This window comes from Mycobacterium ahvazicum (genome assembly GCF_900176255.2).
GTDB classification, from domain to species: Bacteria; Actinomycetota; Actinomycetes; order Mycobacteriales; family Mycobacteriaceae; genus Mycobacterium; species Mycobacterium ahvazicum.
Genome location: NZ_FXEG02000001.1, coordinates 87635 through 101422 on the forward strand (window position 1 = coordinate 87635; position 13788 = coordinate 101422).

At 65.6% G+C, this 13788-nt stretch carries 10 protein-coding genes and 1 tRNA gene; 8 read left to right on the forward strand and 3 right to left on the reverse strand.

The annotated features are described in order from the left end of the window. Positions 1-22: 22 nt before the first annotated feature. Genes fdh through nrfD form a run of 3 tightly spaced genes read left to right on the forward strand, consistent with a single transcriptional unit; the run spans position 23 to position 5407 of the window. Positions 23-3364, forward strand: a complete 3342-nt coding sequence (gene fdh / locus MAAFP003_RS00390) for a formate dehydrogenase (protein WP_243393719.1) — start codon at positions 23-25, stop codon at positions 3362-3364. Next, the gene (locus tag MAAFP003_RS00395; protein WP_096283443.1) at positions 3339-4313 is read left to right on the forward strand and encodes a 4Fe-4S dicluster domain-containing protein; all 975 of its coding nucleotides are present in this window, start codon (positions 3339-3341) and stop codon (positions 4311-4313) included. Before fdh ends, MAAFP003_RS00395 begins: the two co-directional genes overlap by 26 nt. Next, positions 4310-5407, forward strand: a complete 1098-nt coding sequence (gene nrfD / locus MAAFP003_RS00400) for an NrfD/PsrC family molybdoenzyme membrane anchor subunit (RefSeq protein WP_096283445.1) — start codon at positions 4310-4312, stop codon at positions 5405-5407. Before MAAFP003_RS00395 ends, nrfD begins: the two co-directional genes overlap by 4 nt. A 6-nt stretch (positions 5408-5413) precedes the next feature. On the opposite strand, the gene selD is transcribed toward nrfD, so the two are convergent. Next, positions 5414-6397, reverse strand: a complete 984-nt coding sequence (selD, locus tag MAAFP003_RS00405) for a selenide, water dikinase SelD (protein ID WP_096283447.1) — start codon at positions 6395-6397, stop codon at positions 5414-5416. A gap of 45 nt (positions 6398-6442) precedes the next feature. Next, positions 6443-7243 carry a methyltransferase domain-containing protein gene (locus MAAFP003_RS30000; protein ID WP_165796265.1) on the reverse strand — a complete coding sequence of 267 codons (801 nt, stop codon included), beginning with the start codon at positions 7241-7243 and terminating at the stop codon, positions 6443-6445. Between the two features lie 312 nt (positions 7244-7555). Between MAAFP003_RS30000 and MAAFP003_RS28885 the strand changes: the two genes are divergently transcribed. Further along, positions 7556-8485 carry a hypothetical protein gene (locus MAAFP003_RS28885; RefSeq protein WP_133160807.1) on the forward strand — a complete coding sequence of 310 codons (930 nt, stop codon included), beginning with the start codon at positions 7556-7558 and terminating at the stop codon, positions 8483-8485. A 155-nt stretch (positions 8486-8640) separates the two neighbouring features. Continuing rightward, positions 8641-9651: a UbiA prenyltransferase family protein gene (locus MAAFP003_RS00415; protein WP_165796266.1), complete on the forward strand. Its 1011-nt coding sequence runs from the start codon at positions 8641-8643 to the stop codon at positions 9649-9651. A gap of 1 nt (position 9652) precedes the next feature. Here the strand turns inward: MAAFP003_RS00415 and MAAFP003_RS29355 are convergent, their stop codons facing one another. Further along, entirely contained in the window at positions 9653-10213 is a 561-nt protein-coding gene (locus tag MAAFP003_RS29355; protein ID WP_133160808.1) for a hypothetical protein, read from the reverse strand. 332 nt (positions 10214-10545) lie between these two features. Here MAAFP003_RS29355 and MAAFP003_RS00420 point away from each other — a divergent pair. The 3 genes from MAAFP003_RS00420 (at position 10546) to selB (ending at position 13769) form a co-directional block, all read left to right on the forward strand. Further along, positions 10546-10641: transfer RNA gene (locus MAAFP003_RS00420), tRNA-Sec, on the forward strand. A 21-nt stretch (positions 10642-10662) separates the two neighbouring features. Beyond that, positions 10663-11982 carry an L-seryl-tRNA(Sec) selenium transferase gene (gene selA / locus MAAFP003_RS00425; protein ID WP_096283452.1) on the forward strand — a complete coding sequence of 440 codons (1320 nt, stop codon included), beginning with the start codon at positions 10663-10665 and terminating at the stop codon, positions 11980-11982. After that, positions 11979-13769, forward strand: a complete 1791-nt coding sequence (gene selB / locus MAAFP003_RS00430; RefSeq protein ID WP_096290782.1) for a selenocysteine-specific translation elongation factor — start codon at positions 11979-11981, stop codon at positions 13767-13769. Before selA ends, selB begins: the two co-directional genes overlap by 4 nt. Positions 13770-13788: the final 19 nt, after the last annotated feature.

Here is a 13788-nt window from a genome sequence, read left to right on the forward strand (position 1 = left end):
GCGCACCACTAGGCTTCAAGACATGGCTTCGAAGCTGCCCTCGCCGAAGATCCTTCTCGAATGGCCCGTCATCCGTCAGCTGCGCTCGGCCGACGCATTCGGCCGTGGGCCGGCGGTGACCTCCAGGCACACCCGTGCGCTGGCCCCACGCACCACGACCGCCGACCGCGTCGTGCAAAGCGTGTGCCCGTACTGCGCGGTCGGCTGCGGCCAGAAGGTGTTCGTCAAGGACGAGAAGGTCGTCCAGATCGAGGGCGATCCGGACTCGCCGATCTCGCGTGGCCGCCTGTGCCCCAAGGGGTCGGCCAGTGAGCAGCTGGTCAACTCGCCGAGGCGGCAGACCAAGATGCTCTACCGTGCCCCGCGCGCTACCGAATGGCAGTCGATCGATCTCGACACCGCCATCGACATGGTGGCCGACCGCTTCGTCGAGGCCCGCCGGCATGCCTGGCAGGACATCGACAAGAAGGGCCATCCCCTGCGGCGCACCATGAAGATCGCTGCGCTCGGCGGAGCCACGCTGGACAACGAAGAGAACTACGTCATCAAGAAGCTCTTCACCGCCGCCGGCGCGATCCAGATCGAGAACCAAGCTCGTATTTGACACAGCTCCACGGTTCCCGGTCTGGGGACTTCCTTCGGGCGCGGTGGCGCCACCCAATCACTGCAAGACATGGCCAACGCCGACTGCATCATCATCCAGGGCTCCAACATGGCCGAGTGCCATCCCGTCGGCTTCCAGTGGGTCGAGGAGGCAAAGGCGCGCGGCGCGAAGCTGATTCACATTGATCCGCGCTTCACCCGCACCTCGGCCGTGTCGGACAAACACATCCCGATTCGGGCGGGCTCGGACGTGGTGCTACTCGGGGCGCTGATCAACTACGTCATCGGCAACGACAAGTGGTTCAAGGAGTACGTGGTGGCCTACACCAACGCTGCCACCTTGATCAACGAAAACTACCGCGACGCAGAGGATTTGGGCGGCCTGTTCTCCGGCTACGATCCCGAGACCGGACAGTACGACCTGTCCAGCTGGGCGTACGCGGGCCAGGAAGAGGAAGAGGCCGACATCGAGCACGGGTCCAGTGCCTCGGCCCGGGCGGCCGGTGACGCGCACGGCAGCGGCGGTCCGCCGTTACCGCACGCCCGCGTGCAGCGCGACGAGTCGTTGCAGCATCCGCGCACGGTGTTCCAGATCGTCAAGCGGCACTACGCGCGGTACACGCCGGAAATGGTGCGCGACGTCTGCGGCATCGGCATCGAGGACTTCGACTACCTCGCACGCACGCTCGTCGCTAACTCGGGCCGGGAGCGCACCACCTGCTTCGCTTACGCCGTCGGCTGGACGCAGCACACGCTGGGCGCCCAATTCATCCGCACCGCAACGATTCTGCAGCTACTGCTGGGCAACGTGGGGCGCCCGGGCAGTGGCATCATGGCGCTGCGCGGGCACGCCACCATCCAAGGGTCTACCGACATACCGACGTTGTTCAACTTGCTGCCCGGCTACCTGTCGATGCCAAAGGCCGGTGTGCACGACACCTTTGCTGACTACATCGAAGCGGTCGGGCCGAAGAACCAAAAAGGATTCTGGGCCAACGCCGACACCTACATCGTCAGCCTGCTCAAGGCATGGTGGGGCGATGCGGCCCGCGAGGACAACGACTGGGCCTACGACTACCTGCCGCGACTGTCCGGGCCGCACGGGACGTATCAGACGGTCATGTCGATGCTTGAAGACGAGGTCGACGGGTACTTCCTGCTGGGACAGAACCCCGCCGTCGGATCGGCGCACGGCCGGATGCAACGCATGGGTATGGCGCACCTGAAGTGGCTGGTGGTGCGCGACCTCAACATGATCGAGTCGGCCACCTTCTGGAAGGACGGCCCCGAGATCGCTTCCGGCGAGCTGAAAACCGAGGACATCGAGACCGAGGTGTTCTTCTTCCCGGCGGCGACGCACGTCGAAAAGGCTGGTTCCTTCACCCAGACCCAACGCCTTGTGCAGTGGCGGCACAAGGCCGTCGACCCGCCCGGCGACTGCCAGAGCGAGTTGCAATTCTTTTTCGAGCTGGGCAAACGAATCCGGCAGCGGCTGGCCGGATCCACCGACGAACGCGACCGGCCTCTGTTGGATCTGACCTGGGACTATCCCACCGATGAGCATGGCGAGCCCGATTCGACAGCCGTGCTGGCCGAGATCAGTGGCTGTTATTTGACCGGGCCGAAAGCCGGCCAGCCGGTGCCCGGGTACACCGAACTGGGTGCCGACGGGTCGACGTCCTGCGGATGCTGGATCTACTCCGGCGTGTACGCGGACGGCGTCAACCAGGCCGCCCGGCGGGTGCCACACGGCGGCACCGGACCCAGCCAGTCGGAGTGGGGCTGGGCATGGCCGCTGGACCGGCGGATTCTGTACAACCGCGCCTCGGCCGACCCCGACGGCAAGCCGTGGAGCGAGCGCAAGCGCTACATCTGGTGGGACCCTGAGCAGCAGCGCTGGGTCGGTCACGACGTGCCCGACTTCGTGGCCGACCGGGCACCGGGTAGCCGGCCGGACCCAGATGTCGGCGGCCCGGATGCCATCGCGGGCGACGACCCGTTCATCATGCAGGCCGACGGCAAGGGCTGGCTGTTCGCGCCCAAGGGTGTGGTGGACGGGCCGCTACCCACACACTACGAGCCGCAGGAGTCGCCGGTTGCCAACGCGCTTTACCCGCAACAGCAGAACCCTTCGCGAATCACCTTCCCGCGCAAGGACAATCTGAGCGCTCCCAGCGCCGGCGACCCAGGCGCCGACGTATACCCGTACGTGTTCACCACCTACCGGCTCACCGAGCATCACACCGCCGGCGGCATGAGCCGGTGGCTGCCCTATCTCTCGGAGTTGCAACCGGAGATGTTCTGCGAGGTCTCACCCGAGCTGGCCGCCGAACGCGGGCTCCAGCCCTACGGGTGGGCCACGATCATCTCGCCGCGTGCGGCGATCGAGGCACGGGTGCTGGTCACCGAGCGGATGAGCCCGCTGCGAATCGGCGACCACACGGTGCACCAGATCGGGCTGCCCTATCACTGGGGTGTCGGGAGCGACGCGGTGGTGAGCGGGGACGGGGCCAACGATCTGCTAGGCGTGACGCTGGATCCGAACGTCCAGATCCAGGAGTCCAAGGCCGGGTCCTGCGACATCCAGCCCGGCCGGCGGCCGCAAGGCGCGAAGCTTTTGCGGTTGATCGAGGAATACCAGTCGCGCGCAGGCGCCACCGTGGAGACGGACAATATTCGAGTGAGCGAAGCTGTCTGGGAGAGCATCGATCGCGAGCGAGACGGGAAGGGAACCGATGGCTCAGCCGATCGGACCGAGTGACCCAGCCGCCGATGCAGGGTGGGAAGATGTCAAGCCCCGCAAGGGCTTTTTCACCGACACCTCGATCTGCATCGGTTGCAAGGCGTGCGAAGTGGCGTGTAAGGAGTGGAATCGCAACCCGCGCGACGGCGACCTCGAGCTGCTGGGATCGTCCTACGACAACACCGGCTCGCTGGGCGCGAGCACCTGGCGACACGTGGCGTTCATCGAGCAGGGTCGCGACCGTATCGAGGAGGCACGCGAATCCGGCCGCGCGCTGGTGAGCCTGGGCATGCCCGCGGTCCCGGGTGCTGCGGATGTCCCCGCCGACACGAAACCGCCTGATACCCCGGAGTTTCGCTGGCTGATGTCCTCCGATGTCTGCAAGCACTGCACGCATGCGGGCTGTCTCGACGTCTGCCCCACCGGGGCGTTATTCCGCACCGAGTACGGCACCGTGGTGGTCCAGCACGACGTGTGCAACGGCTGCGGAACATGCGTCGCGGGTTGCCCTTTCGGCGTGGTCGAGCGCCGTAGCGACGGCACGTATGCGACGCCGGTGGACCGGCCGGGCCGCCCCAAGGAGGAGTTCGTCACCGGCGTCGCCCAGAAGTGCACGCTGTGTTACGACCGCCTGATCGAGGACCAGATACCCGCCTGCGCCCAGACCTGTCCGACGACGTCGATCAAGTTCGGCGATCACGACGACCTGGTGGACCGAGCGCGCCAGCGGGTGGCTCAGCTGCACGCCGAAGGACGCACCGAGGCAAGGCTTTACGGCGCCAACGAGCACGACGGCGTCGGCGGTACCGGTTCGGTCTTCTTATTGCTCGACGAGCCCGAGGTCTACGGTCTGCCGCCGGATCCGCGGGTGTGCACCGCCGACCTGCCCACGATGTTCAAGCGGGCGACAATGGCTGCGGTCGGCATGGCCGGAGCGGCCGTGCTGGCGTTCTGGAGTAGCCGGTGAGCACCTCGGAATTCGACAGCTTCCGCCCGCCAGAACCCGAGGGGGGCAAGCGCCGCAGGAAAGTCGGGCGCGGCGCCCGTCGGGGCGGCGGCAGTGGTTCCGACGGCTCACGCGAAATGCCGATGGTCCCCGAGGCCGAGTTCACCTCGTATTACGGCCGTCCGGTGGTCAAGCCCGCGCCCTGGGGACATGAAGTGGCCGCTTACCTTTTCTTGGGCGGCGTCGCGGGCGGGTCCGGCCTGCTCGCGGCCGGCGCTCAGCTCACCGGCCGAAAGAAGTTGCGCCGCAACACAAGACTGTCCGCTCTGATCGCGGTGTCACTGGGCGCGGTCGCGCTGGTGAAGGACTTGGGCCGGCCCGAGCGTTTCGTCAACATGCTGCGGACCGTCAAGCTGACCTCGCCGATGAGCATCGGTTCGTGGATCCTCAGCTCGTTCAGCGCCGGCATCGGGATAGCCGCGGTTGCCGAGATCGATCGAATGACGGGCGAACGAATTCCGTTGGGCCCGTTGCGGTCCGTGCTGCGCGCCGTGGAGGCACCGGCCGGCCTGGGTGCCGCGGTACTGTCGCCACCGCTGGCCGTCTACACCGCGGTGCTGCTCACCGACACGGCCACCCCGACGTGGAATGCCGCGTACCGAGACCTGCCCTTCGTGTTCGTCAGCTCCGCGAGCCTGGCCGCCTCGGGATTGGCGATGATCACCACCCCGGTCTCCGAGGCCGGGCCCGCGCGCAAGCTGGCGGTCATCGGTGCGGTCGGTGATCTGATCTCGGCCAGGTTCACAGAGTCCCGGATGGACCCGGTGACCAGAGAACCGCTGCACCAGGGCAGGCCTGGCTGGCTGCTACAGACGAGCGAAATACTGGCCGCCGCAGGCGGTTTGGGCGCGTTATTCGGCGGGCACCGCCGCGATGTCGCCGCGCTGTCCGGCCTGACGCTGCTGACGGCGTCGGCGATGTTGAGGTTCGGCTTCTTCGAGGCGGGCAAGGAATCGGCCCGTGACCCTCGCTACACGATGGAGCCGCAGCGGCGCCGGCTGGCGGCTCGCCGCGCGGCAGGCATCACCGACGACTCGATCACTTCCGCCCGGTAAAGCGGCCTAGCGGACCTCGATGCCCTCGCCGGCGACGGTGTGACCGATCACCGGGTGACCGGGCAGTTCGCCCACCACGAGCAGGCCACCCGAAGTCTGCGCATCGGCGAGCAGCAGGAGATCATCCTCGGTCACGCCGGGGCCGGGACGCAGATGCGGGCGCACCCAGTCGAGGTTGCGCCGGGACCCGCCGGAGACGAACCCGTCGCGCAGCGCCGCCCGGCCGGCATCGAGTACCGGGACCGCGCAGCGGTCGATGACCGCGCCCACCTTCGAGGCCCGGCACATCTTGTAGAGATGACCGAGCAACCCGAAGCCGGTCACATCCGTGGCCGCGTGCACACCGTTTGCCAGCGCGGCCTCGGCGGCGTCGCGATTGAGCCGGGCCATCGTCGCGATCGCTTCCGCGAACACCTCGCCGGTCTGCTTGTGCCGATTGTTGAGCAGCCCGAGCCCGAGCGGTTTGGTGAGGGTCAGCGGCAGCCCGGGTTCGGCGGCGTCGTTGCGCAGCAACCGATTCGGGTCGGCCACACCGGTCACCGCCATGCCGTACTTGGGCTCCGGATCGTCGATGGAGTGACCGCCGATCACCGGGCAACCGGCCTCCGAGGCCACCGCCAGCCCGCCGCGCAGCACCTCGGTCATCAGCTCCAGTGGCAGCACATCACGCGGCCACCCGACCAGGTTGATCGCGACCACCGGGCGCCCGCCCATCGCGTAGACGTCGGAGAGCGCGTTGGCCGCGGCGATCCGACCCCAGTCGTAGGCATCGTCGACGACCGGCGTGAAGAAGTCCGCCGTGGACAGCACCGCGATGTCGCCGACCAACACCACGGCCGCGTCGTCACCGTCGTCGAGGCCGACCAGAACGTTCCCGTTGGTCTGCCCGGCCAGGCCACGGACCGCCTCTTCCAGCTCGCCGGGCGGGATCTTGCAGGCACAGCCACCGCCGTGCGCATAACCGGTCAGCCGGGTCTGCGTCTGGGTCATGCCATGAGCCTATGAGGAGCGGGCGGGGCACCGTCTGCCCGCCTCCTAGCGACAACTGTCAACGTCGCCACACTCGTCGCTAGCAGGTGTGCCCCGGCTCACGGTCGAGTCACGGCGAAATAGGAACCATCGGCCATAGCAATAGGAGGGTCTCGTCAAGCACAGCCTCAACCCTAGATTCTGTGCGTCGCGGACTATCGCGCGCTTAGTGTGAAACGTGGCGTGCGGTGTCCAGAACTGGTCGGCAACAAGCGATTTGATCTGCTCGGCATTAAGGCGTTGACCAACGACGAATTCGGTCGGCGGCCGCACCAATCCTAGGACCCACGGTGGGATTCGACTCACCGACGAAACCGATGTAACGCGGCGCAACGGATGGCTCAGACGGTAGAGCCCGTGGTACGGGGTGAATGCGCTGTAGAGGAAGATCAACGCGCGGCCACCGGGTCGGGTTACTCTCGCCATCTCCTTCAGACCGACCAGATGATCGGCGGTGTGGTGAAGCACGCCTACTGCAATGGTGATGTCGAAGCAGGAGTCTGCAAAGGGTAATCGCAATGCGTCCGCTTGTATTGCGTTGATACGGTTGAATTTTCGAGCGTAAGCTGCAGCCCTGTAAGTGAGGTCGACACAAACAGGCTCCGCACCCCGGTCGCGGAGTGCCAAGGCTACTTCACCGTAACTGGCGCCGATGTCGAGAACTCGAAGACCATCCAGTGCTTCCTCAGGAAAGAACCGAAACGAACGTGAGCGGCAATTTTGGACGCGCTTGTCGCCTCCGCAAAAGAACGGCACCGCCTCGTAATGGGTCCTTGTGGCGCTTCGAAGGTGGGCCTCCCGGTTCACCTTCCAACGCCCTCTCGTCGCGTTGTCCGTCTCGGACTCACGATCATCGTCGAATTGTCCTATACTTCTCGCATCGTTGGTAGCTAGGGCTCTGGGAGGGACCGATGTTCGACGTGATCGAGCTCCATCATGACGCAGAAGGCGCTATCAACTATCTGGATTCGATTCGGGAGAGGGCGCCCAGACTGGACCGCCTCACCGAGACTCTTCCACGGGCGAACGGCGTCGATGATTCCTGGTGAACTGCGGCCAGGGCTTTCCTCTTCGCAGTAGTCTGCACTTCGTCCCAGAAAGCCTGGTCGTAGAAGAATTGTGAGCGACCAACTACAGCTCACCCAGTGGCTCAAACAGGTCTCGGAACAATTTCCGTGGTCACGCATTGCAGCTTCCGCAAGATCGGCGCTGGCGATGCGGATTCCAGCAGTAGAGCCGTATCTCGGCAGCTATGCCGACGCGGTATACGGGTTAAAAAGTGGCTTCTTTTACTTTCCAATCCTTCAAGCACGCGAATGGGGCTTGGCTGAACAGAGCGTTCTTGAGCATATCTGCGTGGCACTCGCCCTTGGCCATTTTCACTATTCGTGGCAGGATAAATTGATTGACGAGGCGATATCCGATCCAATAATGTGCCTTTGCGCGAGCGAAGCCCTTATGGCATCTATCGACTTGGTATGCGATATCGATCCCCACAACACTCGTGACTATCGGCGAATGAATTCTGAATACTATGCCCGCTACACGGCTGCGGTCCTGCGTGATCTAGCGCATCGTGTAACGCCTCATTCGTACACGGCCGACGAACTTCTAACGCTTGGAGAGAAGGCCGCACCTGGCGGTACTGTAATCCGACTTATTGGAAGCTTAACTGGGCACGAGGGTGAGAGTGATGCCGTAGTCGAAGCACTGATTCTATTTTGCGCGGGTCTCCAGTTGGTCGATGATCTAGGTGATGCTGCAATTGATGCGGCGGACGGCAATCTTAGTTGGCCGGTCACATCGGCAATACAGGCCTATCCGGATCTTGATCGGACCAATGCCGAGCAAGTTGACGCAGCGGTAGTCGGGAGTGGCGCGGAAGTTGCGTGTCTGCGGCTCGCAACATCTGTCTTCACCAAGGTTCAGTGCAGGGCGGATGCAATATCGTCGCGGGCTTTATGCGACCTAGCGAACGCATGGCGGGAACGGACTCACGGTCGACTCTTGACTGCTGAGGCTCGCGTACGTGAATTCGTCGAAATTTAGTGGGTGGCCGATTGCGCATATTCCTATAAATGTCCACAAACTATCAGGCCGACAGCAAGCGGGATCCGGATCCATAACTCTACGTCAATTCTATGCCAGAAATCAGATCGAAGGTATTTAACCCGTTCTCGTATCTAGGCCCTTCGCTATCGTTGATGCGATTCCACGTGGCCGCGTATGGTGGCCTCGCCTTCCTGCTTGGCACCATGTTCAGCGGTCAGCACATCGAGTGGCCCACGTTCGCTGGGCTTTGGTGTATTGGAGTTGTCGTCAACGGCTCCATATTTGCTCTAAACGACTTTGTTGACCTGCCGCGCGATCGGCAAAACCCGGCACGACAAAGAAGCGCTCTCGTCGCTGGGAGGGTAAGCCAGCGTTGGGCGCTGAGCCTCGCGACCACACTTCCGCTACTTGCAACGGCAAGCGCTGCTCTGATGAGCTGGAGCGGCCTAAGAGTCGCTGCATTTTCGATGCTGCTCGGTGTTGCGGTACTCGTGAATATTTATCAGAAGGCGAGTCGCTACCCCTTATTAATGGAAATACTGTTTGCGGTTACGATGGTTGTTCCGCTACCGCTGACGAGTTGGGCCGAATTTGGGCAAGTGCCAAGCCAGGTATGGCTTGCAACCCTGTCCTTCTTCTGGTTGTCACTGGAGCTCGACAGCATCTGCGGAAACCTAAAGGACTTGTCTTCTGACCTCGCAACCGGTTTTCGAACGCTCGCGGTTCACTATGGAGTTACGGTCGCAACCGACGGAAACATCAATGCTGGCCGAAAGTATTATCGCTACGCACTCGTGCTGCATCTGCTCAATTCGGTCACACTGGCGGCCCTTTCATGGACTTCGACGCGTGATTTATCAACAGTTGAACGTATTCCTGTGATGCTCATTGTAATAGTATTAATTTTAATTGGATGGCTCGATTTCTACCTGTTGATCGACGGTAAGCGAAGTCCGGCGCCTAATGGTCGCGATTTATTTATCGGCGCGGGATTGACAGTATTCTTGACATCAGCCGTTGTGCAAGCCGATTCCTGGCTGGGAATAGCGGCGATTTCAGTCGCACTGGCTTGGGAACTGATTTATCGGGCTATCGCATATGCACGCCAGCGATCCGCGGCTTTGGAGGCAAAGCTGAATCGCGCTCCGGCCAAAGATACTTGACTCAACTAATTGTGGGCGGCTGCCGCCTCATCAGCAGTGTCAGCTTCGATGAATACTCCGATTCACATGGCACGAATCCGTGGGCGGCGTACGCGTCAACCAATCTGTCTTCCCCGCGTGCATCTGCCCATAGTGTGAGTTGATGTTCATCCGCCAAGCGAATCAGATGCTTGCCCAGGTAGATAGCGGCTCCAGGACGTCTGCCAACCAGCAGAGCCGCCAGATTCACAACTTCCCAATCGTGCGTCCAATTGAGCACGAACGGTCGGCGGCTAGCATTCCATGGAGTGCCATGCGGAACCAGGATCGACCGAAAAAGCCACAGCGCTGAGCCCGCGAAGCGCTGCCAATTGATCCGTGATTGCACACCGATAACTGCTACGCCAGGTATCGCGAGGTGAGGCGATGTCAGCACCTTTATAAAGAAGCGGATCTTTGTGTACTGCCGCCCGTCCCCTAGCCTGCTTGTCAGAATCGACGAAGCAGCCCTGGCATCGTAAATGGCAATCCAGCGTGGCAAAGGCAGCAAGCTTTCATCTGCAGCAGAAATATGTTCGGGCACTGCGGTAGCCAGTCTTCTATTTCGACGCTGGGTTGTTTCGTGACACCAGAATTATAGTCGTCCAACTTACGACGGAGTCGAACCCGCTTAGAATGACGCAAAAGAAGATAGTGGCGGCGAAAGCTTCGCAGACGCCAATGTCGTTCTCCGAGCTGCCTGCAGAGGCGGCGCGACCGCGAGCCAGTGAACGGGTTTGTCGCTCGGGGGCGAGCACTTCGACCCCACCCGCGGCGGGTGGGCACTTCGACCCCGCCCGCCCGGCGGCCACCGGCTCGATGGGGCAACCCGGGCGGGCTCGTCGGTATCGGCGCTGACCACGCTAGTTTGTCCATGGAGGCGTTTGGGTTCCTGGTGGTCCCCCCGGTCTTCAAAACCGGTGAGATCGAGTATCTCGGTCTGGCGGGTTCGATTCCCGTCCGCCTCCGCCAGCCCTGGACGCGAGGAGGCACGTGACACAGGTCGACCCGCGCCGCCTGATTCCGCGCACGGATCAGTTGCTTTCGCTTGCGCCGGTGCAGGAGGCGCGAAGCCGGCTGGGTGAGCACGCGGTCAGGGACGTGGTGCGCGACATCCAGGACCGGGCCCGCCGCGGCGACCTGGCGCCCGACCAGGTGCAGGACGCGGTGCTGGCGTCGCTGGCCGCGCACCGCAACACCAAGCTGCGCCCGGTGCTCAACGCCACCGGCGTCGTCGTGCACACCAACCTGGGCCGGGCGCCATTGGCCGCGAGCGCGATCGAGGCACTGGTGTCCGCGAGCGGCTACGTCGACGTGGAACTCGACCTGGCGACGGGCACCCGCTCGAAGCGCGCGGTCGCCCTCCGTCAGGCGCTGCTGGATGTCTGCCCCGCCGCCGAGGACGCGCTGGTGGTCAACAACGGGGCGGCCGCGCTGGTGCTGGCAACCACCGCGCTGGCAGCCGGCGGCGAGGTCGTGGTGAGCCGCGGCGAGCTGATCGAGATCGGTGCCGGATTCCGGCTGCCCGACCTGATCGCATCCACCGGTGCCCGCCTGCGTGAGGTCGGGACCACCAACCGCACCCATTTGAAGGACTACGCGGACGCGATCGGGCCGCAGACCGGATGTGTGCTCAAGGTGCACCAGAGCAATTTCCGGGTGGAGGGGTTCACCTCCGCCGTCGCGGTCTCCCAGCTGCGGGCGCTGGCCGACGAGACGCATGTCCCCTTGGTCGTCGACCTCGGCAGCGGGCTGCTGGCGCCCGATCCGCTACTGCCCGAGGAGCCCGACGCCGCCACCGCGCTGGCCGCGGGCGCCGACGTGATCACCGCCAGTGGCGACAAACTGCTGGGCGGCCCGCAGGCGGGCATCGTGCTCGGCCGCAGCGAGGTGGTCACCCGGATGGCGCGGCATCCGCTGGCGCGTGCCGTGCGTGCCGACAAGCTCACCCTCGCCGCGCTGGAGGCGACGGTCCGGGCAGGCACCTCGCCGGTGACCCAGGCCCTGCACGCCGATCCCGACCGGCTGCGGGCACGCGCGCAGCGTTTGGCCGAGGCGGTCGGCGCATCCGTCGTCGCGCACGACGGCCGAGTCGGTGGCGGCGGCGCCCCGGGCGTCCCGTTGCCGGGCTGGGCGGTCCGCCTCCCCGAATCGGCGGCGGCTGCCCTGCGCGCCGGAGAGCCCGCGGTGCTGCCGAGGGTGCACGACGGCGCCTGCCTGCTGGATCTGCGCTGCATCCCCGAGTCCGACGACGGTCGTCTGCTGGCAGCGGTGCGCGCCGCGTTAACCGGAACGCCCGAGGCGGACCGCTGAGCACCCACGTCCTGGCCACCGCCGGCCACGTCGATCACGGCAAGAGCACGCTCATCCGTGCCCTGACCGGCATGGAGCCCGACCGGTGGGAGGAAGAGCGCCGCCGCGGCCTGACCATCGACCTCGGCTTCGCCTGGACCACCCTGCCGTCGGGCCGCGAGGTGGCCTTTGTCGACGTGCCCGGACACCAGCGCTTCCTGGCCAACACGCTGGCCGGCCTCGGTCCCGCGCCGGTGGTCTGCTTCGTCGTCGCCGCGGACGAGGGTTGGCGAGCGCAGTCCAGCGACCACCGCGATGCGCTCGCCGCGCTGGGCATCCGGCACGGCCTGATCGTGGTGACCCGCGCCGACCGGGCGCCGGACCGTGCGCCCGAGGTGCTGGCCCAGGCGCGCGACGAACTAGCCGGCACCGGGCTGCGGGATGCGCCCGGGGTGGTCGTGTCCGCGGTCGACGGGACCGGGCTGACCGAATTGCGTGCCACCCTCGATCGCGTCTTGGAGCAGCTGCCCGCACCCGAGACCACCGCCCGGGTGCGGCTGTGGGTCGATCGGTCCTTCACGATCACCGGCGCGGGCACTGTCGTGACCGGCACGCTCGCGGCCGGCACCCTGGCGCGCGGGGATCGGCTGAACCTGCTCGACGCGGACCGGCCGCAGTCGGTCGTCATCCGCGGTTTGCAGAGCCGCGGCGAGCCCTACCCGAGGCTGGGGCCGGTGGCCCGGGTCGCGCTGAACCTGCGTGGCGTCTCGCGCGACGTCATCCAACGGGGGAGCGCGCTGGTCACCCCCGGGGCGTGGGTCAGCACCGGCACGCTCGATATTCGCCGCACCACCGGCGGCCCGATGACCGACGCCGCCGCCCGGCTCGTCGTGCACGTCGGCACCGCGGCGGTGCCCGCGCGGTTGCGGCCGTTCGACGACGACCACGGCCGGCTCACGCTCGACCGGCCTCTGCCGCTGGTGCTCGGCGACCGATTGGTGCTGCGCGACCCGGGCGGCCAGCGGGTCCTCGGCGGCGCCATGGTGCTCGACGCCGACCCCCCGGTGCTGCGGCGGCGCGGCGACGGAACCCGTCGAGCCGCGGCGCTGAGCGCGCTGGATGCGGCCGGTGACGTCGGCGCCGAGGTGGCCCGCCGCGGCGCGGTGCGGGAGAGCCATCTGCGCCGGCTGGGGTTCGTGTCATCGGCGATACCCGAGAGCGTGCGGGTGCTCGACGACTGGTGGGTGCACGCCGCGACGTTCCAGGCCTGGCAGCAGCGGCTGCGCGCCGCGGTCGAGGAACTGCATGCGCGAGACTCGTTGGCAGAGGGTCTATCTCGCGGTGCGGCGCGCGACCTGCTGGCCCTGCCGGACGAGTCGCTGCTCGACGGCGTCACCCGCGACGCGGGACTGGAGCAGCGGGGCGGCCACATTCGGATGCCCGGCGCTCGCGACGACCTCGGGCGGGCCGAGGCCGCCGTGGGCGAATTGGAAGCGCGACTGCGGGCCGAGCCCTTCGATGCGCCGGAGGCCGACGATCTGTCGGCGCTGCAGTTGTCCGCCCGCGAACTGGCGGCCGCCGAGCGGGCCGGGCGGGTGCTGCGGCTGCGCGACGGGGTCGTGTTGCTGCCCAGTGCGCCCGCTCTGGCGATGCGGGAGTTGGCCCGGCTGGCGCAGCCGTTCACCACCAGCCAAGCGCGCCAAGCCCTCAACACCACCCGGCGGGTGGCGATCCCTTTGTTGGAACATCTCGACGCGCGGGGCTGGACCCGCCGGCTAGACGCCGGCCATCGCGAGGTGGTGCGATGAACCCGATTGTGGGGGAGGC